This window comes from Paenibacillus sp. Root444D2 (assembly GCF_001426375.1).
Classification (GTDB): Bacteria; Bacillota; Bacilli; order Paenibacillales; family NBRC-103111; genus Paenibacillus_E.
Genome location: NZ_LMEO01000011.1, coordinates 73,419 through 98,075, shown reverse-complemented (window position 1 = coordinate 98,075; position 24,657 = coordinate 73,419). Strand labels below are relative to the sequence as shown.

Annotated in this window: 26 protein-coding genes; 3 read left to right on the top strand and 23 right to left on the bottom strand. The window is 43.4% G+C overall.

What is annotated here, in order from left to right; all coding sequences use genetic code 11:
- Positions 1-163 precede the first annotated feature (163 nt).
- The 11 genes from ASD40_RS08700 to ASD40_RS08650 all read right to left on the bottom strand — a co-directional run bounded on the left by ASD40_RS08700 (position 164) and on the right by ASD40_RS08650 (position 9,421).
- On the bottom strand, positions 164-2,506 hold the full coding sequence (locus ASD40_RS08700) for a glycoside hydrolase family 95 protein (RefSeq protein ID WP_057302924.1): 2,343 nt from the start codon (positions 2,504-2,506) through the stop codon (positions 164-166).
- A 211-nt stretch (positions 2,507-2,717) separates the two neighbouring features.
- A complete protein-coding gene (locus tag ASD40_RS08695) occupies positions 2,718-3,053 on the bottom strand; it encodes an NUDIX domain-containing protein (RefSeq protein WP_327205281.1) in 336 nt (111 codons plus the stop codon).
- Positions 3,054-3,118: 65 nt separating this feature from the next.
- On the bottom strand, positions 3,119-3,874 hold the full coding sequence (locus tag ASD40_RS08690) for a Nif3-like dinuclear metal center hexameric protein (RefSeq protein ID WP_057302922.1): 756 nt from the start codon (positions 3,872-3,874) through the stop codon (positions 3,119-3,121).
- A gap of 202 nt (positions 3,875-4,076) precedes the next feature.
- A complete protein-coding gene (locus ASD40_RS08685) occupies positions 4,077-4,559 on the bottom strand; it encodes an anthrone oxygenase family protein (RefSeq protein ID WP_057302921.1) in 483 nt (160 codons plus the stop codon).
- 23 nt (positions 4,560-4,582) lie between these two features.
- Positions 4,583-5,455, bottom strand: a complete 873-nt coding sequence (locus ASD40_RS08680) for an alpha/beta fold hydrolase (RefSeq protein ID WP_057302920.1) — start codon at positions 5,453-5,455, stop codon at positions 4,583-4,585.
- 384 nt (positions 5,456-5,839) lie between these two features.
- A complete protein-coding gene (locus tag ASD40_RS08675) occupies positions 5,840-6,415 on the bottom strand; it encodes an AAA family ATPase (RefSeq protein ID WP_057302919.1) in 576 nt (191 codons plus the stop codon).
- Positions 6,416-6,495: 80 nt separating this feature from the next.
- A complete protein-coding gene (locus tag ASD40_RS08670) occupies positions 6,496-7,029 on the bottom strand; it encodes a DinB family protein (RefSeq protein WP_057302918.1) in 534 nt (177 codons plus the stop codon).
- A 176-nt stretch (positions 7,030-7,205) separates the two neighbouring features.
- Positions 7,206-7,664: a hypothetical protein gene (locus ASD40_RS08665; RefSeq protein WP_057302917.1), complete on the bottom strand. Its 459-nt coding sequence runs from the start codon at positions 7,662-7,664 to the stop codon at positions 7,206-7,208.
- 19 nt (positions 7,665-7,683) lie between these two features.
- Positions 7,684-7,980, bottom strand: a complete 297-nt coding sequence (locus tag ASD40_RS08660; protein ID WP_057302916.1) for a hypothetical protein — start codon at positions 7,978-7,980, stop codon at positions 7,684-7,686.
- Between the two features lie 55 nt (positions 7,981-8,035).
- Positions 8,036-8,944 (bottom strand): alpha/beta hydrolase, encoded by a 909-nt coding sequence (locus tag ASD40_RS08655; RefSeq protein ID WP_057302915.1) that lies wholly within the window; start codon positions 8,942-8,944, stop codon positions 8,036-8,038.
- Positions 8,945-8,998: 54 nt separating this feature from the next.
- Positions 8,999-9,421: a MarR family winged helix-turn-helix transcriptional regulator gene (locus tag ASD40_RS08650; protein WP_057302930.1), complete on the bottom strand. Its 423-nt coding sequence runs from the start codon at positions 9,419-9,421 to the stop codon at positions 8,999-9,001.
- Between the two features lie 247 nt (positions 9,422-9,668).
- Here ASD40_RS08650 and ASD40_RS36305 point away from each other — a divergent pair, with 247 nt between their 5' ends.
- On the top strand, positions 9,669-9,824 hold the full coding sequence (locus ASD40_RS36305; protein WP_321166582.1) for a PLDc N-terminal domain-containing protein: 156 nt from the start codon (positions 9,669-9,671) through the stop codon (positions 9,822-9,824).
- Positions 9,825-10,039: 215 nt separating this feature from the next.
- On the opposite strand, the gene ASD40_RS08645 is transcribed toward ASD40_RS36305, so the two are convergent.
- The 5 genes from ASD40_RS08645 to ASD40_RS08620 all read right to left on the bottom strand — a co-directional run bounded on the left by ASD40_RS08645 (position 10,040) and on the right by ASD40_RS08620 (position 14,086).
- A complete protein-coding gene (locus ASD40_RS08645) occupies positions 10,040-11,275 on the bottom strand; it encodes an RNA polymerase sigma factor (RefSeq protein WP_057302914.1) in 1,236 nt (411 codons plus the stop codon).
- 5 nt (positions 11,276-11,280) lie between these two features.
- Complete coding sequence (locus tag ASD40_RS08640; RefSeq protein WP_057302913.1) at positions 11,281-11,631, bottom strand: YciI family protein; 351 nt, start codon at positions 11,629-11,631, stop codon at positions 11,281-11,283.
- A gap of 172 nt (positions 11,632-11,803) precedes the next feature.
- Positions 11,804-12,460, bottom strand: coding sequence for a bacillithiol biosynthesis deacetylase BshB2 (gene bshB2, locus ASD40_RS08635; protein WP_057302912.1), 657 nt, complete (start codon positions 12,458-12,460; stop codon positions 11,804-11,806).
- A gap of 23 nt (positions 12,461-12,483) precedes the next feature.
- The gene (locus ASD40_RS08630) at positions 12,484-12,828 is read right to left on the bottom strand and encodes a YojF family protein (RefSeq protein ID WP_057302911.1); all 345 of its coding nucleotides are present in this window, start codon (positions 12,826-12,828) and stop codon (positions 12,484-12,486) included.
- A 784-nt stretch (positions 12,829-13,612) separates the two neighbouring features.
- Positions 13,613-14,086, bottom strand: a complete 474-nt coding sequence (locus tag ASD40_RS08620; RefSeq protein WP_057302909.1) for a DinB family protein — start codon at positions 14,084-14,086, stop codon at positions 13,613-13,615.
- Between the two features lie 195 nt (positions 14,087-14,281).
- Here ASD40_RS08620 and ASD40_RS08615 point away from each other — a divergent pair, with 195 nt between their 5' ends.
- Entirely contained in the window at positions 14,282-15,181 is a 900-nt protein-coding gene (locus tag ASD40_RS08615) for a LysR family transcriptional regulator (RefSeq protein WP_057302908.1), read from the top strand.
- Positions 15,182-15,592: 411 nt separating this feature from the next.
- Positions 15,593-16,858, top strand: coding sequence for a GTPase HflX (hflX, locus tag ASD40_RS08610; RefSeq protein WP_057302907.1), 1,266 nt, complete (start codon positions 15,593-15,595; stop codon positions 16,856-16,858).
- A 178-nt stretch (positions 16,859-17,036) separates the two neighbouring features.
- Here the strand turns inward: hflX and ASD40_RS36300 are convergent, their stop codons facing one another.
- The 7 genes from ASD40_RS36300 to ASD40_RS08580 all read right to left on the bottom strand — a co-directional run bounded on the left by ASD40_RS36300 (position 17,037) and on the right by ASD40_RS08580 (position 24,294).
- A complete protein-coding gene (locus ASD40_RS36300) occupies positions 17,037-17,144 on the bottom strand; it encodes a YjcZ family sporulation protein (protein WP_082562131.1) in 108 nt (35 codons plus the stop codon).
- A gap of 293 nt (positions 17,145-17,437) precedes the next feature.
- Positions 17,438-18,280, bottom strand: coding sequence for an RMD1 family protein (locus tag ASD40_RS08605; protein WP_057302906.1), 843 nt, complete (start codon positions 18,278-18,280; stop codon positions 17,438-17,440).
- Positions 18,281-18,354: 74 nt separating this feature from the next.
- Positions 18,355-19,503 carry a response regulator gene (locus ASD40_RS08600; RefSeq protein WP_057302905.1) on the bottom strand — a complete coding sequence of 383 codons (1,149 nt, stop codon included), beginning with the start codon at positions 19,501-19,503 and terminating at the stop codon, positions 18,355-18,357.
- Positions 19,478-21,307 carry a sensor histidine kinase gene (locus ASD40_RS08595; RefSeq protein WP_057302904.1) on the bottom strand — a complete coding sequence of 610 codons (1,830 nt, stop codon included), beginning with the start codon at positions 21,305-21,307 and terminating at the stop codon, positions 19,478-19,480. Before ASD40_RS08595 ends, ASD40_RS08600 begins: the two co-directional genes overlap by 26 nt.
- Before the next feature lie 120 nt (positions 21,308-21,427).
- Complete coding sequence (locus ASD40_RS08590; RefSeq protein ID WP_057302903.1) at positions 21,428-22,390, bottom strand: NAD(P)H-dependent glycerol-3-phosphate dehydrogenase; 963 nt, start codon at positions 22,388-22,390, stop codon at positions 21,428-21,430.
- Positions 22,391-22,418: 28 nt separating this feature from the next.
- Positions 22,419-23,117: an aspartate/glutamate racemase family protein gene (locus tag ASD40_RS08585; RefSeq protein ID WP_057302902.1), complete on the bottom strand. Its 699-nt coding sequence runs from the start codon at positions 23,115-23,117 to the stop codon at positions 22,419-22,421.
- Positions 23,118-23,172: 55 nt separating this feature from the next.
- Positions 23,173-24,294 (bottom strand): amidohydrolase family protein, encoded by a 1,122-nt coding sequence (locus ASD40_RS08580; RefSeq protein WP_057302901.1) that lies wholly within the window; start codon positions 24,292-24,294, stop codon positions 23,173-23,175.
- Positions 24,295-24,657 lie beyond the last annotated feature (363 nt).

Sequence of the window (24,657 nt, the reverse complement as noted above, 5' to 3'; positions counted from 1 at the left end):
CTCCACTTTTCCTTTTCTTCCAGTATACAACAAACCCAGTGCCTATGCGCCACTGGGTCTATTTTTACAGATTCTGTATTCGTTTTGCAGTGCTCTCAGAATGAGGTGTCTTTTTCCAATCCTTGTGGCCCTTTTATCCATGGTTATTGCACACAGGAAACATTCAATGTTCTTTAATGGTCAACGGATTCAATGAAATCGTATATCGTTTTCCTATCACAGTTAGAAATTCACTCCTAATCAAAGCATCGATCTGAACGCTGCAAAGCCCTCCAGAATGAGAATAAATCTCTGCTTGAACAATTTCGCCCTTATTCCAACTTATGTTCACCTCGAATCCTCCGCGTGCCCTTAAGCCTTTAACGAAGCCTGTCGGCCAAGCATCAGGTAGAGCGGGAAGCAAGTGAAGGTACCCTTGATGGGATTGCAGCAGTAGTTCAGCTATTCCTGATGCTGCGGCAAAATTGCCATCAATTTGAAACGGGGGGTGAGCATCAAACAGATTCGCATAAATACCCCCAGTTTGGTAATTTTCCGTATCATCTTTAACGAGCCTTAGCAGATTGGCAAGAAGGCCTAGTGCCCGGTTTCCATCTCCAAATCGAGCCCATAATCCCACTTTCCAGCCGAGGCTCCATCCCGTCCCCTCATCTCCGCGCCTATTCAGGGATTGCTGCGCTGCCGTGTATAGCTCCGGTGTTGTATGCTGTGTCAACTGACGGCCAGGATAAACGCCGAATAAATGGGAGATGTGCCTGTGATGCTTATCTTCGTCCTCGAAATCCTGGGACCACTCCTGAAGCTGGCCATATTTGCCGATTTGCATCGGAAATAATCGACTTCGCGCATCGTCCAATTCTTGGCGGAAGTCAGCATCCATTTGCAAAATTTCTGATGCTTCCATACAATTCGTAAACAAATCCCAAATGATTGACAGATCCATGGTGGCTGCTACGCTAACGCCGGCTTTTCCTTCTGCGGTCACAAATTTGTGTTCCGGAGAAGTAGATGGCATGGTAATCAATCGGCCAGACCCGTCATCTACCAACCAATCCAGGCAAAAAAGCGCTGCTTCTTTCATTATAGGATAAGCATAATTGCGCAGGAAAGTGTCATCTTTGCCAAATGCATAGTGCTCCCATAAATGCTGTGTTGTCCACGGTCCCCCCATCAGCCATAAAGCCCAAACAGGATCACCTTGACCATAATCACCGACAGGTGAGGCTTGGCACCAAATATCCGTATTATGATGTGCCGTCCAGCCACGAGCCCCATAATGTACATCCGCCGTTTTCTTTCCATTCTGCGATAATCTTCCAATAAAACTGAGAAAAGGCTCATGGCATTCCGCAAGATTGCAGGTTTCTACCATCCAATAATTCATTTGTGCATTGATGTTAAGCGTATAGTTGCTGCTCCACGGCGGTCGTATTTCTTTATTCCAGATGCCCTGCAAATTAGCCGGCTGTGTGCCTGGACGAGAGCTTGCAATCATCAGATAACGGCCATAATGAAATAAGAGCTCTACCAGACCGGGATCCTTGGCCCCATATTCGGATATCCGCTCCTCCGTCGATAAATCGGCTGGCGCTATGGTTTCACCCAAGCTAAGCTCTACTCGATTAAATAGAGCTTGATGATCCTCAATGTGTTTGCGTCGCAGTGAATCATACGATTGCGCCTTCACCAACTCTAGCGCTCGGGTAACAAGAGGCTCAGGATTCTTCCCCTGCTTGCCGGGGGATTTGTTATAACCGTTAAAGCTTGTCTCTGCCACGAAATAGAGAGTGACTCCCGTAGCTCCAAGAATATGCATGCCGTCATGATCGACTTGCAGCTTACCGTCATCCAGAACTGCCCCAAGATGAGCTTCAAAACGTATTGCTTCTGCAGTTATAGGGTCACCGAATACAACCGGATTATCGGTAGCATAGTAATTCGGATCCACATGTTCAGGCGCAGTTCCCTTAAGCACAAGATCATTTCCTATTGTATCCGTACGGTAATGGAGCTGACTATCCAGCCTAGCATGCAGATTCAACATACCCGTTTTGCTTGCTTGCAAACGAAGCACAATGACTTGGTCCGGATGGGAAGCAAATATTTCCCTGCTGTATGTAACATCGCCAATCCGATACTCCACACGCGATATTCCTTCTTGAAGAGATAGGCTCCTGTGATATGATTGATAAAGATCTCCGTGATCAAACTTAAGGTGCAAGTCACCAAGTGGCATATAGGATTGTGTGTAAGGACCTAACATTTCCTTACTCAGTTTTTCTGCTTCTATGAATTTACCATCCATGAGAAGACGGCGGACTTCTGGAAGTACTTCTTTGGCTCTGGGATTGTTGCCGTCCTTTGGGGAGCCGGACCACAACGTGTCTTCATTGAATTGCAAATGTTCGTTCATCACCCCGCCAAATGTCATGGCACCGAGTCGGCCATTACCAATGGGCAGCGCCTCTGTCCACTTTTCAGCTGCAGAGAAATATTGAATTTTCATTTTTCTACCTCCTCTTATTATTGGATAAATATAGAAAATTTAATGGGATTCTCCTTCTGCTAAATGCTCTAGTTGCCCCTCCTCTGATAGCGCTTTCTATATTTATACTATAGGATTCAATTTTCTAATAGATACACTTCGGAATTATACGTACATATTTCCGTTTTGAGGATATTTTTGCTCTCATTTTTTATTGTCACAGCACTGACAACTATTCCAATATTAATTTTCCATCGAACTTTTTATAGTCTTTAAATACTCTTTGATGATGTTTTGCAAAAAGCACACTTGAAGCTTCCGGTAAATTATCCAATGGGTAAAATTCAGCATCTACACTTTCATCTGTCTCTTTTTCAAGAGTACCCGACCACATATCCACCCGAAATAAATATTCAATCACATGATGCTCATTCCCCCAACGGTCGGTGAATGTTTGTGTTGTTGGAGAAGAATAAATAGCAATTAGTGTTGCCTGAAAAACATCAAGCCCTGTTTCTTCTTTGACCTCACGCTTCATTGCATCAAACACAGATTCATCTAGTTCAATCTACAAAATAATTTAATTTAGATGGAATCGTTCTAATATTGGTATCAAAAAAGTGCTTGCTTTGATTATTCAAAATGCTCTTCAGACAGCTCGATGATTTCGAGATGATTAAACTTTATTCTGATCTGTTCAACCAAAGATCTTACCCCAAATATTTCAGTAAACGTATGACTTCCGACTATCATATTCATTCCGACATATTGAGCATATTGTACCGAATACAATGTTTTTTCACCTGTTAAGTAGGCATCGCATCCCAATTTTAACGCGTCGAGGATATTGTTAGTTGAGTTTCCAGCTCCTGTAATAATGCCTACTTTGCTTATTCGTTTTTCAGAATTCTTCCATGACTTAACACTTTCTTTTAATACGTTTGTTACTCGTTCATTCAACGCTTCAAACGTTAATGGCTCTTTGAATATACCTACTCCGGGCATACTCCTACCTTCATTATGATAAGAAGTTTGAATAATTTGGTTAACCTTTAATGCTTGAAAAAGTGAATTACATGTACCAAAATCAGCATAATCAAGTGGTAGATGAACGAAATAATGACTGATTTGAAATTGCTTCAGTAGATTATGGCATTCTTCCTTCATCCCGAATACGAAATCCCAAGCATCATGATGCGTAACGATTAGATCGATCTTGTTTGCAGCAGCTTGACGTACGATATCTGGTGTAATATTCGTTGAAAAACCAATACGGTATATCATCTGAGGACCAAAATTGTAAAACGCATATTCTTCTCCTTCATCAAATGATGTCAATAAGTCACCGAAGAGTGAGTGAGTAGCTTCAATAAATTGATCACAGTGCATCTCAATTACACCACCAGTTCATTTATATATTAATTCTATACATACCACAACTTTACTTTTGCCGCTACGCAATCCTGCCCGTAACTTCAATGAAATCAAAAAGGAGCTGCTTCAAAGCAGCTCCTGAACTATTGTTTCTCATAAGTTGAATCCCTCTCCAATGACGGACGTGTAATTTAGGCTGACGAATTCAACATAGTGCCTACCACTTGCGAAGAGCGATGATAAAACAAGCCAGAGCAGCGATTGAAGTTATCGTCCGCACATGATTCCAGGGCATCCAACCGGCAAGATATTCTCTCCACACCCGGGTACCCTCGGAACTCCCTGAAGTCACAGAGGCTAAGGTATCGTTTAGCGGTACGTTAAATACGACTGTCACCAGAAATGTGCCGACGAGGATGAGCAGACTGCCTGTAAGTACATATGCTGCTCCAACCGTACCTAATTTGATGGATGAGGCTATTCCCAGGATGATGCTTAGAAAGGTTGTGCCCATGAAGACCAAGATAAATAACGATTGTAGGATAGTCGTATTGATGGACTGCATGGCAGTTATGCCTTGCTCCGCCGGAAGGCGAGCGAGCGAGGTCATTACGAATGCCGAGAAAGTGAAAAATATGCCAGCAAGCAAACCGGACCCCATTGCGGACGCAAAGGTTAAATAATAGAGCAGGCTATTCATGGTTATTCACCTCCAACTGCCTGTTACGGCAACATTCTTCCTTCGTTAGCGGGTACGATAAGATATCGGGTGTGATTGGAAATCGCGTCAATGATGGTATCCCAGTCTTCATGGTGAAGCTCATGACCTGTCCCCTCTAAGGAGAGTAAAACCGCTTTGGGAATAGCGCAGGCAAGAGCGACTCCATGTTCATAAGATATAATCGGATCCTCCGTACCGTGAATAACCAGAGCGGGGACGTCGATATCGCCTGTTCGTACCAAATAGGATTCTCCCCCCGTCACCATGCCGTGATTATTCATGCTCGCCATATTACGACTTCTTTTGACTTCTTCAGCAGCTAAATCATATATTCTTTTCTCATCAAACGGATGCTTCGAGCCTGCGAGAACTTTCCATTTGCCAACCGTAAAAGCAATGACCACCGCATCATTCGTCCAATCTATCGCCGCCGCATTAGAGAAATATTCCATCACCTTATCTTTCATCGGTGGGAGGTCTGGGGCGAAATTCGATGTAGAGATTAGCGAAACGGTCAATACTCTTTCAGGATGTCTCAAAGCCAGGATTTGAGTCAGCATGCCGCCCATAGAAATACCTATAATATGGGCTTGGTCGATTCCAAAATGATCGAGGATATGGATAGCATCGTCAGTCATATCTTCAAAGGTGTATTCAGGATTGCCGGGTTCGTAGGTGACGGACCGACCGACATCACGATTATCGTAACGAATGATAAAGTGTCCTTTGGCGGCTAGGCGTTTACAGAAGTCTTCTTCCCACCAAACCATGGACGCTTGAGCTCCCATGATCAGTAATATAGCCGGGTGTTCCGGGTTGCCGAAGCTTTCTGCGCAAAGTTCGATTCCGTTAACTTTAAACAACTGTTCGCTCATTGCAAGATCTCTCCTTACTATTATAAAAATAAAAAAACACAGGCCGGCTGCCTGTGTTCAAGTAATCGATAAAAGAATGGAGTGATCGCGTTACGAATACCTCATCGACTAACGCAAATACATGTCAAAACACATACACATGTAACTTTACCTAAGTCGATCATCAAGTTGAAACGTAAGCGATCATCATTAAATTGGGTGCCGTGGAAGGCAGACCATTCTTCGATTACTATGCACACAATATAGCCAATAAGATTTACTCTTCTTACTGTGCAAAGATAGATCGAAAAATTAGTTTGCCACACGCAACCCTCCGTCCAAAATGAATTATTTGTATCTTAGCACAGGGTTTTGTTATCTGTCAAACATTGGTAAAAACATGTATTACATGTTGAATTGAACAGCTCGGACTTGCTTAAGTAGTTCATCATAGTCAAAACTGTAAGGAGTGGTAGTGTCGATTTCAACAACCGTACCACCGAGAGAAAGGGGCGTAAGATGTCCTTGTAAAAGCCGCTCTTTGTTTTGTTCTTCTTCAATCCATTCCTGATCATGATGACCGATATGTCGTTCTACGGTACTCATGCGTTTAAGGAAACGATCCAAGAGAACCTCCCCATCTGTCTTACACAATATTTGAAATGGCTGAAAATCGCTTGTAAGTTTCAGTTGGAGAAACTCAGCACTTCTTAGTTCAGGTCGACCAAAAAAACCCTCAATCACCAATGATTGGCCAACTTTTAATAATGAGTTTGCATAGGCATAGAGGAGGGTAAACGTTGAAGGTCCTATCAAAGGGGGACACCCGTTGTTTTGACAATCTAGAGCATCGAATAGCGTCTCATATATACCGTCTCTAGAGAACAATGGGAAACGCATTTCTGCAGCAAGCCGTTTTGCTAAGGTTGTCTTTCCGGTTCCAGGAAGCCCGTTCACAATAATCAACAGTGGTTTTACCAAAATAATCTCTCACATCCCTCTCGAAAGAATGCTGTTTTAAACAAAGAACAGACCGCTTCACTTTGCTTAATGATGAATGTTTAATGATACTGTCTTGTTATGTGTTCATTCCTATCTTTCATTAATTTGGAGAGTAGCACAATTTGTCCTGCATGATATCCGTAGTGTGCCGCAACCTGAACAAGAAGCTGGCTGATTACTCTCACTTCATAGGTTTCATCTTCTGAAGCGTTAACCCGAAGCATTCTATTCCAATCCTCCAAGTCATATCGGATTATGACTTCCCTTTTTAAATCCTCCTCGGACAAAGCCGATAATATACTTACCGATTCGGACCTTGTCTTCAAAAGAAGACCACTCAATTCATCCTTCGATATGCCACCTTCAGAATTAAATTCTCGAGTGCGTTCCCGAATGAACGGTTTGTTTCCGATTGCACTTATAAAATTCTGATACTCGTTTCCTGCTAAATGTAAGCAAAGGTTACCAATGCTGTTCATGGAATCCTTCATTTTTTTCCAAATTAAATCATCATCAAGTTGGTTTAAGCTCATTATGATTCGATCGAGCTGCTTGTTCATGTCTTCGAGTACGTTCTTTGTCAGTTCTAGCACGAGTATTCCCCCCTCTGCAATTTATATTATTAAAATGTACCAATCACTTTTTAAATAATTCGCTTAACTCAGATTGTTTCCCTTTAATTACACTTGGAAAAAGCAATTTACGGCATTGCAACGAAACAAATACAGCCGGCCTCTCAAGAGGGCAGGCTGTATTTGTTTAAAGGCTTTTAATTGGATGGAATGATTCGGATATCCTTATCCAAATTGGCAAGCATAATGAAATTGCGGTTGAAAGTAAAGATGCGTTTTACCTGATAATAGGACATGGTCACAGCAGTGAATGCTTCGCTGAGCGAGAAACGGAGCTCGGGCCTGTCAATAAGCAGTCTTCGCGATTCCCCCTCTAATTCGGGGCCGCTGGAAATGAGCGCCAGCTTGCCTTTACTCTCTGCTTTATCAATTGCATTCAGAAAATATTCCGCCTGCTGATAGCTGTATTCATTGCGAAGCCATTCATGAATGTCAAATATAATGGAGTTGGTTGTTATGTAATTACGTTCAAGATCATGCAAATCCAGAAACAGGGAACGGGCTTTCGCATAGCGAGGATCTTCAGGGTTCATTAAAGCGGCTAAAGCTGTTTCATCCAGAAAAATGGCATCCTGAATGTTCAAGTGGTTATCCATATGTCAGCACTCCTTAGTCCTATAGTTTACAAATACCATCCAAATACAGAAGCGGGTTATCTTCCTTTTGATCCACTGAGATGGGGGTTGTTTCGTATGGGGCGTTTGCCAGGTAGTGGACAATGATTTCATTGACGATCCCTTGCACGGTCGTATGCTGCATATCGGCGATTGCTTTCAGCTGGGCATAATATTGCGGATTTAGTTCTATAGTGCCTTCTTCTTGTTCTTCACTTCTTGAAGAAATGAATTCGGAAGCGGTAGACTTCGCTTTTTCGAATTGATTTTGAATGAAGCGTTTGTAATTATTCGCCATCTTGATTCACTCCTTATGCATAGCTTTTATAACTATTCGTCGAATTCTGTCGTTTTCAGGGGGTGATGTTGGGCGGATTGCCAGCATCTGACTTCCTGCAAGGTGATGGTTTCTTGGCAGATCGATCGTTTTCCTGGGATAGAATCCGGTATGCTAACCAGTCCATGATTGTATCTACTGTTTCCATATATCTCTGCCCTACGAGCACGCCTGTATGAGTGGTGTTCCAAAGCCCTTTATATGCAGCACGGATATGCTCTGCTGTCGCTCTCCCCCGTCGGTCGTCATCATCACAGTTTACTGCTTTGATAACCAAACACGGGCAAGAAATTGAACTACTGTCTATTGATATTCCTTTTGCTTCGATTGAAAAAGAAAAAGCGCTAAATGCCTTTGATGACTCCATTGACAGATACTTTCTTTGAAATTCTATGTCATCTGCCGATTCATCTATGCTTGAAAGCTCTTCACGTGTTGGGGCAGGCAATATGATACCAGGTGGCATCTGGACTAATTCTTTGTATGGTACTACTTCATGAACTTCTCTGCTTATGACTGAGTCGATCAACACCAACCCTGCGATCTCAACGGTTTCAGCCAACTTCTGGCTCAAGATCCCTCCCATGCTAAATCCGATAAGAATCGGCGAATCACTACACTCAGCGATAACCTCTTTAATATCCTCCAAATAATCCTCGAAAGTTATCTTAGTCATATCCTGCAGCCTGCTTTTGTAGTGACTTCTCAAGTTCATGACATAGCATTTCCACCCTTCACTGATAAAGTGAGGAATGTATTTGCTCCACATCCAACTTCCTGTATAGGCCCCGTGTACAAAAAGCAGAGGGGGCCTTTTATTAGTTGCTTTGGGAAGGTTTTCCCCCTCAAATATCTCTAAAAATAAATCGTTTTCCCCAATGTATTTCTCCGTATGATCGGGCAATTCTTTCGTAAAATCTGTCACGATTATTTCCTCCTCAACATTTAATTTGATATCAAACTATTTATTGAAAAAAATTTAAAAGTTGCTATAGATCTTTTTTAAAACGTTTAGCAGATCTTCTTTTTCTTTTTCAGAGATGTTTAAGTAAAACACGTCTAACATTTCTTTAGATATTGATTCAAAGATCGGTTTCAGTTCACTCCCCTTATGCGTTAAAGCAACATAAACTACCCTCGTGTCCTCTCTGTCCCTTTCCTTTGTCACATATCCAAGCCGGACCAACTTGTCAACAAGTGCTGTGACTGTAGATTTATCTTTATTAATCCCTTTAGAAATGTCCGCCATAGTGAGTCTGGGCTTCTTAAATAGTTGATAGATGATATCGCCATGCGAAGTGCCAATACCGTCTATCCCATACTTCACCATCTCTGCTACAATAAACCTGTTAACTTTCTCTCTAATTTTGGAAATTAATGAAATAGCATCTCTATTTTGCATAATCACATTATAGTTTGATATCAAACCAATGTCAATGTACTTTGTATGCTTCCCGCGGTGGATGCAGATGAGATCCATCGCCATTTTGGGGCTATATTTATTGATGATGTAAACATTATTATAATAAGTAGAGAAATACCTGAAACTTTCCCATTGTGATTTCGTGCAAATTAATAATTAAAAGAGGTGATCAAACTTGGTTGCATTTAGCTCCGGTATTATTTTATTATTTTTTTTAATATCCTTTGTGTTATTTTTAGTGCACATAGTTTTATGCGTATGGGCATATAGAGATAGCATAAGGAGAGGTAAAAGCACTGAATTTGCAATAATTATTCTATTAGCTATGTTATTTTTCCCAATCATAGGACTGATTGTTTATCTAATTATTCGTAATGATTAATGCCAGATCAAATCATCGAATCCTTGCTGTTCTGTGAAAATAAAGTATTAGACTGACTCAAAAAACGAAACAGCAGCAGCCATGGACTAGAAAAAAAAGTCCTAGACTGCTGCTGTTTTATTGAACAAACGTTCCCCGATAGATCTGTGCCTAGCAGTACATGTGTACAAAATCTCTGATCAGGTCGAGGTCAGGGTTTTACCTGAACAAGTCATTCAATAGAAACAACTAATATTCACGAGTTGCTTCTCTAGAAACGCTCGAATGGAGGGATCCATGCACAGTCCGATGGCCCGGCTATATGCGGCACGGGCCTCCTCGAACCTCTTCATCCTTTTGAACAAATGGGCGCTCAGCGCCCAATAAGGCTGATAGCTCTTAACCGCTTCTGTCGGTATTTCATCCAACAGCGCCATCCCGGTATCGGCGCCGCGCGCTTCGGCAACAGCTGCCGCGCGGCCGACGATTGCGCCGATCGTTGGAGCGATGCTCACAAGTCCCTCGTACAGCAGCGCAATCTCTTCCCATTCCGTACGGTTAGTCCAGGCACGTTGAGCATGCACGGATTGAATCGCCGCTTCAAGCTGGAACCGCCCGATGCGGTTCCCTTGAGCGGCAGTGCGAAGGTGATGTTCCGCTTCCTCGATCATCCCGATTGACCAACGTGAAAGATCCTGTTCGGATATTGGCACATAGCCGGCTGCCTCATCGCGCCGCGAATGGCGGCGCGCTTCGCAGTGCAACATAAAAGCCAGCAATCCCAGCGCTTCCGGTTCCCCCGGCATGAATCGCACGATCAGCTTTCCCATGAAAATCGCTTCTTCGGCCAGACCATTACGACGAGGATCTTCGCCGTTTATGCCATCCCAGCCGCTTCCATAGGCTGCATAGACGGCTTCAAGAACGGCATTAAGGCGCTCCGGCCATTCATCCTTACCGGGTAAGTCGAATCTGATGTCATCACTCTTCAGTTTCGCTTTAGCCCGGGTAAGGCGCTGCCCCATCGTAGCAGGTTTAACGACAAAAGCCGAAGCAATACGGGCCGCATCAAGGCCAAGTACGGACTGGAGCATAAGCGGCGTGCGCACAGCAGGGTCGATTCCGGGATGGGCACAAATAAACAGCATCTTGAGCCGTTCGTCCGGGAAAGATGTCTCGGTTCCGGCCAACTGCTGCGTATCTTCTGCCATCGTGACCAAAGCTTGCTCCGCACCAGCTTGTACGCGGGCATGCCGCGTGCCGTCGATCATCCGACGCCGCGCTGCAGTAAGCAGCCATGCCTCGGGTTTGTCCGGCACTCCGGTCGCAGGCCATTTTTCCAGCGCGGCCAGAAAAGCGTCTGCAAGCGCATCCTCCGCTGCGGCCAGATCTCGCCAACGAACAGCCAGAAATGCAACCAGACGGCCGTAGGAATCACGGGCCGTCTGTTCGATTATTTGGCGAGCTTGCATGACGCTCATCTCGTGATCGGCTGTAAGTTGGGGCGAACATCAACCGAGCTGCCGGGACAGCGTGCCGCCCATTCCAATGCAGTGTCCAAATCCGGCACGTCAATAATAATCAAACCGCCGATTTGTTCTTTCGTTTCAACGCTCGGGCCATCCTGAACCAGCAATTCGCCGCCCTTACGGCTGAGCGTGGCCCCCGTCCCTGGGGACTGGAGACCCGCACTGCTTACAACAATGCCGGAATCGCGTAAGGCTGTGACATAATGAGCCCAGCTTGCAACATACGCCTCCTTGTGAATCGGGTCGGTTCGTTTGGCGAAATCCTCTGTCGTTTCATACATTAACAGTGTGTAATTCATGGTTATTGCTCCTCTCAACGTCCATAATGGGTTGTTTCACGACGTCTTCATAATAATGACGTGCCAGATCGATGGATTTCTACATCATGTGAAAATATTATTTTGATGACAGATGAAGCAACTCACGGTCAGGATAAAACCTAAATTGCAAGTGTCTGCAGAAAAGACTTTATCACTCAAATGGATAAATCCAAAAGCGCTCTGTTCCGAAACGCTCCTGTAGCTCTTTTGAGTTAGGTTCTTTGTTACCTAGTAACTCGGCGGCTTTGAATTGGGTGCGATGTGCTTTTATGGAGGCCATCTTTTGCTTCAAAAAGCTTCTGACATCATTAATTACGGTAGGCTTACCTATAGCTTGTTCATGATTTTTGGAAAAAGCTATGCAATGAACGGGGGGCCTTTCGTCTTTTGGAAGCTTTCCAACCGTTCGAATCACAGCAGCTCCGCACGCATCATGATCAGGATGAACGCTATAACCAGGAAAGAAAGTAATGATCAGCGAGGGACGAAGCTCTTGTATGAGTTCATCGATTACGGCGTCCAGCAGCTCTTGTTCCTCGAATTCAATCATCTTATCATGAAAACCAAGCAATCTAAGATCTTGGATCCCGATCGCTCGGCAAGATTCTTCCAATTCCTGCTTGCGTATTTGCGGCAGTGTGACGCGATTGGCAAAAGGCGGTATCCCCATGTTTCGGCCCATTTCGCCTAGTGTTAAACAAGCATATGTAACTCGATCACCTTGCTGCACATGCATGGCCAGTGTACCAGAAACGCCAAATGCCTCATCATCCGGATGCGGCAGTACTACAAGAATATGTTGTTTCATAAATGTCTTCATCTCCTCATCCTCTAGAAGGGCTCCCGGCTTAATTGCAACGATACAATCAGCTTGCCCTGACTGTCATGACCTGCCAGGATCAACCTCTCCGTTTCATTTTGATCAATGTGAGTCAGCCCTTCGGAGTATACCCACCCTTGCTGCATTTTCAGCCCGACCCGATAAGGGCCATTCCCGGCAATCGACCCATGGGTGAAACGGATCAAAGCATTGGTTATGAAATTAGCCGCCGGATGCTTAGTACTGTCAAGATGGGCCGCATAGGCGCCTGTTGTCATTTCTAGATGGATATACAATTCCTGATCTTTTAAGCTCTCGATTCGATGCTGTACGTCCGATGGATTAATAAGCTGCATTTCAGTGCCTCCAAATTCGAAAAAATTTACTGTTCAACATTAGTTCTTCGCCCCTCAGTTTAGCTTTGGGTATTGATGGCTCATCTTTATGGCGGAAACGAGGTATAAAATAAGGACTACACTAAAAAGATTCCAAATACTTGGAATTGACGCGACAGATAAATAAAGACAATAAGGCAGCGACCAAGCAAATACAATGTACATTAAGATTCGATTTCTCAAAAATGAGGTTATGATGCCTAAAAATGCAGGAAATATCAACATTATAAGTAAGATTAAAACCGTATCCATACCCGCTTGGATCCTTGAATACGGGTTCCAAAACAAAAACATTACACACAGAAGTATGCATCCTACGGACGCAACCACACCTAAGAGGGAAAAATTCCGTTTCAATGAAAGACCTCCTTCTAAATGTAATTACGCCGTTGCAAATTTTGAAATGCCTCATTTATCGATACTCGTATCTTCTCAAAAATACCGTTTTTTTACAATGTTACTGTTCAATTTTAACATGAATAGCGTAAGAACTAAAAAGAGACCCACAGCACGGGTCGTAACCAAAGCGTCGGGGCGAGTATTGGTCCTGCAATCAGATTGCAATTATGGTAAATAATCATGTTCGATCATATACCAGGATTCGGTCAAAGCAATTGTGAGCCGTCTCCGTTCTGCAGTGACCACGTTTCACCATCTTTGATGAGCTGTATTACACAGCAAAAAGCCGAAGCATGACCAACCATGCTCCGGCTTGTTTCGTTCAAGTTATTCTTCGAATCTCGTTTTAATGCTTACCTTGAATGACCTTAAGTAAGCAATCGCAGGTTGCAAGATGCATCCCCTCATGGACCATTCCAAAGTTGAGCAACTCTCCCGCCCGATTAAAAGTAAGCGGCCCCAACTGCAGCGGTGCTTCCAGCGGTACCTCCAGACTCTCGGGAGCTAACTCGGATAGGGAGTTAAGCTGACCTGACAGCTGTTGGATTAGCTCTTCCTTTGACGGAGGCGTTTCGGCCCAGTTTGCCGGAGCTGTCCCGGAATTGAAGAAGGATGCATAGCTTGTGGGAATAGCCGGGTCTTTCGAGAAGCCAAGCGTCATGTAGGTATCCATCCAATAAATCATGTGTCCAATGTTCCAGCGAATCGTATTATTATAGGAATCAACTTGAATGTCGAACAGTTCCTCTGGGATGGCCTGCACCTTGTACAGCACCACTTGACGCACTGTTTTTGCTGTGTCGATAATCATTTCTGACATATTGTTTTCCTCCTTTGTAATAAGAAGCTCTTGTTATGTTCCTAGTATAGATTCCGTGGCATATTCCATCAATGCAGTGCGGATTATCGGAACGTTAAGTATAAGTTAACGATTATGAATTGACAGATAGAGAAGATGAAGTGACAATATTTATTGAACATGCATTCAGCGATTCATTTGAAAGCAGGTGTGAGTATGGAGTTAAAACAACTACAGTATTTTATGGCGATTTGTGAAGATCTCCACTTTACGAGAGCAGCGGAGAAGATGGGAGTTAGTGCTCCTAACATTAGCCAGCAGATAAGAAGATTGGAAGAAGAATTAGGGGTTTTACTGTTCGATCGCGTGGGAAAAACAATCGTCCTCACAGAAGCCGGAGCGATTCTTCATGAACATGGCGCTGCCGTGTTCGGGCATCTGCAGCAAGCGATTGATGCCATTACTGACCTGAAGCAAATGCATGGTGGATCGCTATCCATCGGTGTCTTGCCCGGCGACGCGGATCTCATGTTTAATGCCTTGCTGCTGAACTTCCATCAGACCTATCCCACCATCTCGCTGTCCCTTCTGGAAACCACGAAAATAACAGAACAAGTGCTGGACCGAAGCATCGATGTTGGCGTAACCATCGGACCTGTTATAGATGAACGCCTCACGTCAATTCCTCTATTTCACGAGGAGTTCTCATTGGCGGTAAGCACGAATGATCCCCTTGCCTCGGAAAGCTTCCTACCCTTGAATAGGCTGGATACCATGAAGATGGTCATGTTCCCACCCGACCATCAATGTCGCAAGCTGATCGACCGCTTCTGCATGGACAAGGGATTTGTTCTACAGCCGCATATGGTGACGACAACGTTATCATCCCTCCTTCAGATGGTGCAGAACGGAGTTGGCGTTTGTGTTCTGCCTCGATTGCTGCTGGATAATCTTCACAATAAAGACATCCAGGTTATTCAGCTGAGAAATCCTACGCCTTCTCAAGACATTTGTCTGATCTACCGCAGCGACAGGTATGTCGGATACGCTATGCGAACGTTCATCAAAACTCTGAGAGCCTATACCGAGAACGTTATCAATCGTTCGAAGCAGTAACCTCACCATATCCGTACATTTGTTGCATAGTAAAAAATGATTATAATTATTCTTTGAGAGGCAAGGAAGCTCTTCCCTGTGATACTCTTAAAGTACTTTAAGGAAACGGAGGGGTTACGTGTGATACATTTTATCCGAGTTAGGTCTTTGCGCGGCTAATTGAATAGCGCTCAAGATTCTGTCTGTGTACAGAGGACTCAGGATAAGTTTGTCCATTTATAACCCTGAATTGATACTTCTATCGGTGATCAAACAACGCGGCTTGAAGTAAGGTGAAACATCCTTATCGACCAAATCGCGGATTGTTTTCTTTCGTCCGCTACGAAAGTCATTGTCCTCAACTACCGACAACACAAGCAGCTTGCTTGTGTTGTTTCTTTTTTACTTCTTAACTTGAAAGGATGATGAACAATGGAACAACTGAAAGAGAAAGCGATTATCGTCGGGGTCCATATTTTGAACCACCCTGATTTTTCATACTCGATGGAGGAGCTGAACAACCTGGCTGCAGCATGCCGCATTGAGGTGGTTGGTGAACTAAGCCAGAAAGTCACTCGTGTGATTCCCTCCCATTACATCGGAACGGGTAAAATCCAAGAATTATCGCAGCTAATTACGGAACGGAACGCATCCGTCGTCATTTGTAACGACGAGCTATCCCCTTCTCAGATTCGAAACCTGGAAGCATCTCTTGCATGCAAAGTCATTGACAGGACGATCCTAATTTTAGACATTTTTGCGGAACGCGCACAAACCAGGGAAGCCCAGCTGCAAGTTGAGGTTGCGAGGCTCCAATACATGCTTCCCAGACTTGTAGGACTTCGAGAATCGTTAGGTCGTCAAGGAGGCGGAGCTGGACTTAAAAACCGAGGATCTGGTGAGACCAAGCTTGAGCTCGACCGCCGTAAAATCGAAGACCGAATCACGGCTTTGCAATCCGAACTGGAGAAACTCGTAGCCCGTCGTCAAACTCAACGAAAGCTGCGCCGTAAGAACGAGGTCCCTGTTATTTGTCTGGTCGGCTATACGAACGCGGGCAAATCAAGCTTAATGAACGCCATGATCGAGTGGTATAATCCGCACGCGCATAAGCAGGTCTTTGTCAAAGACATGTTGTTCGCTACGTTGGAGACATCCGTTCGAAGCGTCAACTTGCCAGACCGTAAATCATTCTTGTTAACTGACACGGTAGGATTCGTAAGCCAGCTTCCCCACCATTTGGTTAAAGCTTTCCGATCTACGTTGGAAGAAGTCGCTGAAGCCGATTTGCTGATTCACGTCGTAGACTTTGCAAACCCGGAATACAAACAGCACATTGACGTTACAAATGACACGTTGAAGGAACTTGGAGCGGATCAAATTCCAATGATTTTTGCTTATAACAAAACCGACTTGACTGAGCATGCTTACCCTTTGTTAAAAGATGATAACGTCTACCTCTCAGCCCTGCAGAAGCGGGGCATCGAGGAGCTCACTCAACTGATTCGCGAACGCATTTTCCAGAATTACATGCAATGTGAAATTGTGATTCCTTATGAGCATGGCCGATTAGTAGCCTATTTCAATGAGCATGCCCATGTTCACTCAACGAACTATGAACCGAATGGTACCCGTCTTAAGTTGGAGTGTCGAGTATCCGATTTTGAACAGTATCGAGATGACTTCCTCCAGCTTTGATTTATGGTTCCAATCTTCCGAAAAAAGTCCAGATCCTTTTTAGCCAAGGAGTTAATTCTTCATTAAGGATGTTGGTTTCTTTCATGGAACAATGAAAAAAAACGGCCCGCATTCGCATCTATTCGCGATAGGGCCGTCTTTATTTTTCTCGATATTATTTGTTTTGGATTAAGGAATATTAAATTACAAAAGCTGATGTGATGATGACCAAAAGAATAAAAAGAACCAAGATAAATGCGACGTTACGGCCATACCCATAACCTTCACCACAACCTACTGCTCCCATGTTTACTCATTCCCTTCGGTGATATTTCACTACGGTATAATCATATGTACGGTACATATTTCTTGCATGGACGTTTGTCATTGGGAGGAAACCGCCGAGGAAAATCATTTTCTGAGGGCATCGCTAACAATCATTCATGAATCTTGTCCTATTCTACTCATAGTATTTTCGCATCGTTTAGCATTACATTAATGAAGTTGGAGCAGTGCAACAAAAAAACACATTGGATCAGGAGCTATATTCTCCTGGTTCATTGTGCTTTTTTGTTAAGTCGATGTTATCTTTTATCGTTTCTAATGTGAAGGAATCCAACCTATAATTTGTAATATGGTTAATACCACCTCAATAACAATGAGAATCACTACGATCCATTCGACAAATAGCCCCCGGATGGAATGACTGATATTTGAAAAACCTTCCAAGATATGATATAAAATATCCGTTTTACTTTTCAGTATTTTAAATCGATCGTTCAATTCAAAAAAAACCATCATTCCATCGTAAAATTGGCTAGCCGTACTATTTGTCCAAGTCAGATCAGGTTTATCCAAAATCATGATGTAGGCTAGAGTGTTATACTCGTGACGTACGATTTTTGCGGTCGTTCTTGCCAATTCTTTGTTGCCAACACGAAGATTCCCTTTTTCAAGTCTCTCAATCATAATTTCGAGGCCATCATGAATTTTCCCAAGCTGTTCCTCTATCTTCTCAAGAGCGACCGACTTGGCAAGGACAGTGGAGATTAATTCAGGGTAAAAAGATTCATACTCAGCTACCACTACATACTTGTCAGTTAACTCCATGCTTTCGATTTCTTCGATGTGAAGGCTGTAATCGTCCGTGTATCTGTCAGCAGGCTGGAGCTCAATATCTGGTTCGAAGGATTGAATGAATTTCAAAAAGCTTGTGATCTCATCCTTGTGTGTGTGATTTACAAAAACTACACTGCCAAAAGAAAAGACTAGCACTTGTTGAAAGGCGTGAATATCTTTTTTAAGGATCGATTTAAGGATATCGCTTCTTAGGATTAACGGCTGTTCCCATGTGTATTTTTTGGGTATACCGCAGTGGATGGCGATTTTGTTCAGATCAATTTCATTTGTGACGGCCATAGCCTTAAAAGTAATATCTTTCATTTTCACCACTCATCTGCTTTATAAAAGTCATGCTAACTAGTCTTGACAGAAAAAGAGGGCTTCAATCCAAATAATTATTTTTTGTTAGTTAATCGGCTTATCAACATGTCATATAAATGTATCAGTTCCTCAGACGGACGTATGCCAAGTTCCCTGCTGAGAAGCCGAACATAGTCGGTATACAGAGCCGTCAAACCTTTTTTGTCCCCGGTCATCTCGTGTATTGTCATAAGATGGCGTATAACGGATTCGTCCAACGGATTACGCCCGTTCAGCTTGAGAAGCAACTTCGATGAGGAGGTCGTATCCCGCAACAAAATAAGCACTTCGGCAAGCCGCTTTATGAACGAGGTGTACAATTCCGCATAACGCACCGTTTCGTGAATGGCCCACACATACGCCTTGTCCCCGAATAGATCGCCCGTATACAGCCGTTCGATGCGCAGTGCTCTCTCCACATTTCCCACATCAATGGAATGCATCTCCCCCACTTGCTTTTCGAATTCCACATAATCAATGACGAAATCCTTCAATTCAAGCGCATAGCCATCGTTCTCCGATTGTACGACCTCGCGCATGCCAAGCGGCTCCAAAGACTTGCGCAATTGATAGACGGTCGTATTCAAATAATTCTCCGCATTGGTTTGGTGCATCCCTCCGAAGATGTCCATAACCAACCTGGAACGTGGAATTCGTTTGCCATGATAAAACAGCAAGTACGCGAACAGCTCCGCACATTTCCTGGAGATCCACTTGACACGACCTGCATCGTTGCTCACGACGACATCACCTAACAATGTTAGGACGATTCTGCCTGAATTTTCGGAAGCTGGAGCAGACAGCGACGACGAATGAATGCCCTGCTGGCTCGCCAATGCACGATTTACCGTCCGCTGAAGCCGTTCCTGCGCAACGGGCTTGACTAGGTAATCCACCACAGATAGTTCGTAAGCTTTCAAGGCAAATTCTTTGTGAGACGTGACGAAGACGATTTGCATCCGAGAAGCCGAGGCTTCCATCTTGGCGGCGAACTCCATTCCACTCCCTCCCGGCATGGAGATATCAACGAAAGCAAGTCCGATGTCGGTGTTCTCACTTAGAAAAGAGGCTGCGGACTTCGTATCCGTAAAAGCGCCAACCACGTGAACCCCTGGTAGCTTAACCAGCATTTTACGCAGAATCAGATGCATCGTTGGCTCATCGTCCACCAAAATCACTTTCATAAAATTCTTCCTCCATTCCCCCGTCATCAGACTCTTCCCGTACACCAGCCGATCCGGGCAACGTGAATGAGAAGGTCGTCCCGACCCCTGGCTCGCTCTCGAACCAAAGGCTGCCACCATGGATACGAACGAATTCGCGGATCAGCGCCAGTCCGAATCTCATATCCTCCGAATCGTCCCCGTTAACCATGACCTTTAAGAACGGCTCCTCTAGTCGCAGCAGTTCCGAGGTCTGATCGTCGATTCCTGCACCATTATCACGTACATACACGATGATCATATCACCTTCCAGAACAGCCCCAATATCAATCGCCCCGCCAATTCCAGTAAACTTGATCGCGTTCGAAAGCAAGTTGCGCAGTATTAGATCTAACATCTCTTTATCGGCTCTAACCGTTAGTTTCTCGTTGATCTGCTCTGTCATCCGAATTTGCTTCATACTAGCCTTCGTGCCTGAAAGCAATAAAGCCTGCCTGATGACCTGCTGCAAATTCCAGCTCGTCGGACGAAACACGACTTTCCCTTTCTGGCTGCGATACCAATCCAATAAATTTTCTACGAGTTGAAACGTGCTTTGCACTTGTCCTTTAAGTTCCCTTACCAATTCGGCATGCTCAAAGTCGGCGGCAGTCAGTTCATCGCCCAGCAGCTCGGTCAAGCTCACGAGAAGTGCGATCGGATCGCGAATATCGTGCGCCACGACGGTGAAAAGCTTGTCCTTGAACGCATTTAGCTCAGATAACTGCCGAGCGTTCTCACGCAGCCGTGCCTCGCTCTCTTTCATCTCCGTAATATCGTTAAACATTAGGATCTTGCCAATCAGGACATCACCTGAATCATAAATCAGAGACAAACTACAGTTATAATGCTTGTTGCGATTCGCTTGGAATCTGTGAAACGGGAAGCGTTCGTCCCCGTCACTAGCGGCACGAATACGTTCAAGAAGTTCTGGACTTTCCGACAAAACCACCCCCATATTGGCGGGGTATCGTTTCGGCAAACCGAGTTCAGGAAGGACCTTTTCGGCTGCTCTATTGTAACTTACAATTTGGTCCTCATAATCGAACAAGACGACCCCATCCCGGATCGTTTCGAACACTTTAGCCATCGCAAGAGGCGTCAAGCGAAGTAAATTAAACCGTAAAATCCCCAACACGTAGGCGATACCCGATACGGCGAATCCAAACGGCGTCAAATCAACGTCCATCCCGGACCAAAAGAATAAATTGAACACCATAGGCGCGACTGCCCCCAAAAGAAGGACGACGATTTGCTTTCGCACGATTGGTAATGCCCGCCAATACATGGGGATAAACAGCAACATTCCGCACAGAAGTACGGAATAATTATAGACGGTGTGCACCTTATACCAAGGTCCCTTAACAGTCGTATACAAAGGAACCGAATTGCTTTCATTCAGAACATAACGCTCATAGATCAGGTGATGCCAATCGTTGGTCAAATGGAGAAAAAATACCGCTATGGGGATAATGAATAGCACTAGCGCAAGACGCTTGCGGTAGCGAGACGCCGTCCCGGTAAATTGGATGACCTGAAAGAGCCAGAGTGTAGTAACGAAGGGAATGCCCAAGTACTCGATTTGAAGCGACAGCTTCACATCGCTCAGGCTACGGCTCAACACCTCAAACGCGTAGCCAAGCGAATAACAAGCCGCTGCCAGCATGATCAGAACCATCGTTTTGGCAACAGGCAGATGGCGTTTCCGGTAAGACAAGTAAGAGACGAACACCATCAGCGCCGTTGCGAGAAAAAGCGTTACCGACATCCATTGTCTTGTGTCCACGGCTTCATCTCCCTTATATCAATTGACTTTCGAACCGCCATTCGGGCCAATTCGACAAAAGTCTACCTTAATAAGGATATCATCTTCTCTAATTTGTGTCTTTATAATTATGCTTGTTAATTACATACCTTCAAATTTCACGGGCCTCATAAATAATCTTATTAGTTGCTCTTTTGGATCATTATCATCAGAGAGTACGGAATGAACAGCCTGACAGATGGGTAGCTCCACGTCATATTTAGTAGACAATTGCAATAAAGCTTTTACGGTAGCTACACCTTCAGCTAATTTCCCGAATGGTTCCTTTTTTACGAATGCCTCACCAAAACGTCGATTATGACTATGATTAGAGAACACCGTTGCTTCGTAATCACCAAGATGGCCTAAACCATAAATGGTTAATTCGTTTCCTCCCATTGCCTTGACTAATCTCGCAATTTCTTTTGTTCCTCTAGCCATTAAGGCTCCCTTCAAACTTGTATAACCTAATCCATCCAACATCCCTGCTGCGATTCCAATGACATTTTTTGCTGCAGCACCTATTTCATTACCTAACAAATCTTGCCCATAATAAAATCTTATAATCTCACTTCCAAAGCTGCCTACAAGTAGTTTCGTTACGTTCATGTGATCTGAATCAATAACCATACAGTTTGGAATGTCCTTAACAAAATCTTGAACATGACCAGGTCCAACCCAAATGGCTACATTTACAGGTGATTGAATTTCTTCCATAAAAATTTGTGAGAGTCTCTCTCCGGACTCCATTTCAAGTCCTTTCATACATAAAACAAAGATCTTGTTTGTAATTTCCATGGTAGCTAATTGCCTTGCAAAACCTCTAAGTTCTTGGGCACTAATAGCGATAAATATAATTTCGGCAAACTCAATTGCTTCAGTAATTCTATCTGTTAAATGTATGTTTTGAGGTAATTGTAAATATTCATTTGTTCTACGATGAACTAATCTTTGATAATTTTTCGATTCTTCTCTTCCCCATAAAATGACATCATGTCCTATTTTATTTGCATACCAAGCCAAAAAAGATCCCCATCTTCCACAACCTAAAACAGTAACCTTCATTAAGTAGATCAGCTCCTTTACGTACTGTCTATTTATCTTTCAAAGCAAAATCAACTGCATATTCAGCATGGATTTTCGTTGTATCGAATATAGGAACCCTGCAATCCAGTTGAGATATTAATAAGGTGATTTCTGTGCAGCCAAGGATAACGGCCTCTACCCCATCTTGGACGAGACTATTAATTATCTCTAAGTAGGATTGTTTAGAATTTTCTTTAATAATTCCAAGACAAAGTTCCTGATAGATAATATCATGTACAATCTTCCTTGCTTCTTCATTTGGAACGATAACATCAAGACCAAATTTCTCAATCAATCTACCCTTGTAAAAATCTTGTTCCATTGTAAAAGCAGTACCGAGCAAAGCGACTTTTTTAATGCCACATTTAACAATTTCAATTGCCGTTGCATCAGCTATATGTAGTAATGGTATTGAGACCGATTCTTCTACTTCTTTTGCCATCTTGTGCATCGTATTCGTGCATATAACAATGAAATCCGAACCACCAGATTCGAGTTTTTGTGCGGAATCAATCATGATCTTCGTGGCTTCATCCCATTTCCCTTCATGTTGAAGAGTCTTGATCTCATGAAAATCCACCGAATACATAAGACTTTTTGCGGAATGATGTCCGCCTAATTTTTCCCTTACACGCTGATTAATGATTTGGTAATAAAGCAAGGACGACTCCCAACTCATTCCACCTATTAGCCCTATTGTTTTCATAGATAATCACCTCGGAAATAACTATTTATTACATAATAACAGAAAATCGATATCTTTATTTATTCCAAAGAATTTGTCCGGCCTCTACCTTCGAGAGATAACTCCATTCATAACTTTGGCCGGTTTCTTTGGATTTCTTACGGATTTCCGCAATCTGAGTCTCTGTAGCTGGTTGGTTACGAATAATGGCGTCTAGGTTATCATGTGCAATTTTTCGTGCCAAATCAGGGTCGTCAAGCTTATCTAATAACTGGTACATCGCACCAATTGCAGCCTCTTCACCAATATCAAATCCAGAGTCCGTACTCAACATAAACTGATCAGGAAACTGCTTCATCACAGGTACGAACTCCTCCAATTTATTGGTACTAGCAGGATTGAGAGCGGTGAAACCCGCATAAAAATCCGCGTACAAATTTGGGTGCTTTTCGAGTAGTTTTCTGATATTTTCCGGTGAGTTAAACGCGTTAGCGTGTGCGAATATGATGATTGTGTTTGGATGTTTGTCGAGCGCCTCTTCTAACTTATCTATAACCATTCCGTTTGGCGGGTCAATATGCAACAGAATGGGGACTTTGTATTTTGCACATATGTCGTATATGTCAGGTAAATAGCCGTCCATTGGGCTTTCACCCTTCCAAGCCACTTTTGATACCACAGGTGAATACAAAGAAGCAGCTGCAATTTCACCTAAACCAAAATATCCTTGTTCCAGGTTATGTGTCACTACATCGAGACTCGATTTATCATGCATATCGAAGCCTGAAAAGTAAGGAATAATTACGTCAGGGTTATCTTTGTAAGCCATCCAAGACATCTGGTCGGTCATTACTGCGCTTGGCTCTGATACATCCCCAAAGAGAACAACTTGATTGACGGCATTACGCTTCCAAACTTCCAGCATATTTATATACTTTGAATCAGATGCATCATGATTGTGGGAATCGATGACTTTTAAATTGCGATATTGCTTAACTAACTCTATAACCGTTTTCTCAGTCCCCTTCTTAATCTGTGTTTCATTAATAATTACTGGTGAGCTTGGGTTGGGTAAATCTTTTGTAACGGCGGAATCCTTCTCTTGATCAAAAGGGAATAGCCCCAAAACAGAAACTAGCCATATCCCTATGGCTGTACTCACTGTCACTATTAATGTAATAATAGTCCGGTTTTTCATTCGTATGACCAACTTTCCTTCTTGAAATGTATGACCTTCGTAAAACCAAATAATATTAATTCGGGGAACTCAACTGGGTATCCTTTATTTTCCATTGTGATTTTAACATGGCCGAAACGATAATTCTTCCTGTTACTTTATCCTTCTTCAGAAAAAACATTGAACTGTATTATATGATATATCAAATAAAGATTACTCACGGCCATTGAGCAGACACCTTCAACCGCAAAATATGTCATAACTATGGTTTTAATCGTGTAGAAGACAATATTATTTTGTAACTTTATAAGATTGTTTATCGAAACACTTGAAGTATTATATACAACATGTTAAATATATCTACACAGATATGCTATGACATTA

Coding starts and splice junctions, on each gene's coding strand:
- ASD40_RS08615 (WP_057302908.1), top strand. CDS start 14,282: ATGGAGTTAAAACAACTACAGTATTTTATGGCGATTTGTGAAGATCTC.
- ASD40_RS08680 (WP_057302920.1), bottom strand. CDS start 5,455: ATGAGCGAACAGTTGTTTAAAGTTAACGGAATCGAACTTTGCGCAGAA.
- ASD40_RS08620 (WP_057302909.1), bottom strand. CDS start 14,086: ATGTCAGAAATGATTATCGACACAGCAAAAACAGTGCGTCAAGTGGTG.
- ASD40_RS08665 (WP_057302917.1), bottom strand. CDS start 7,664: ATGGATAACCACTTGAACATTCAGGATGCCATTTTTCTGGATGAAACA.
- ASD40_RS08650 (WP_057302930.1), bottom strand. CDS start 9,421: ATGCAAAATAGAGATGCTATTTCATTAATTTCCAAAATTAGAGAGAAA.
- ASD40_RS08645 (WP_057302914.1), bottom strand. CDS start 11,275: ATGCAAGCTCGCCAAATAATCGAACAGACGGCCCGTGATTCCTACGGC.
- ASD40_RS08630 (WP_057302911.1), bottom strand. CDS start 12,828: ATGCAGCTTATTAATCCATCGGACGTACAGCATCGAATCGAGAGCTTA.
- ASD40_RS08605 (WP_057302906.1), bottom strand. CDS start 18,280: ATGAAAGATATTACTTTTAAGGCTATGGCCGTCACAAATGAAATTGAT.
- ASD40_RS08590 (WP_057302903.1), bottom strand. CDS start 22,390: ATGAAGGTTACTGTTTTAGGTTGTGGAAGATGGGGATCTTTTTTGGCT.
- bshB2 (WP_057302912.1), bottom strand. CDS start 12,460: ATGAAACAACATATTCTTGTAGTACTGCCGCATCCGGATGATGAGGCA.
- ASD40_RS08585 (WP_057302902.1), bottom strand. CDS start 23,117: ATGAAAACAATAGGGCTAATAGGTGGAATGAGTTGGGAGTCGTCCTTG.
- ASD40_RS08660 (WP_057302916.1), bottom strand. CDS start 7,980: ATGGCGAATAATTACAAACGCTTCATTCAAAATCAATTCGAAAAAGCG.
- ASD40_RS36300 (WP_082562131.1), bottom strand. CDS start 17,144: ATGGGAGCAGTAGGTTGTGGTGAAGGTTATGGGTATGGCCGTAACGTC.
- ASD40_RS08685 (WP_057302921.1), bottom strand. CDS start 4,559: ATGAATAGCCTGCTCTATTATTTAACCTTTGCGTCCGCAATGGGGTCC.
- ASD40_RS08640 (WP_057302913.1), bottom strand. CDS start 11,631: ATGAATTACACACTGTTAATGTATGAAACGACAGAGGATTTCGCCAAA.
- ASD40_RS08580 (WP_057302901.1), bottom strand. CDS start 24,294: ATGAAAAACCGGACTATTATTACATTAATAGTGACAGTGAGTACAGCC.
- ASD40_RS08700 (WP_057302924.1), bottom strand. CDS start 2,506: ATGAAAATTCAATATTTCTCTGCAGCTGAAAAGTGGACAGAGGCGCTG.
- hflX (WP_057302907.1), top strand. CDS start 15,593: ATGGAACAACTGAAAGAGAAAGCGATTATCGTCGGGGTCCATATTTTG.
- ASD40_RS08600 (WP_057302905.1), bottom strand. CDS start 19,503: ATGAAAGTGATTTTGGTGGACGATGAGCCAACGATGCATCTGATTCTG.
- ASD40_RS08690 (WP_057302922.1), bottom strand. CDS start 3,874: ATGCACTGTGATCAATTTATTGAAGCTACTCACTCACTCTTCGGTGAC.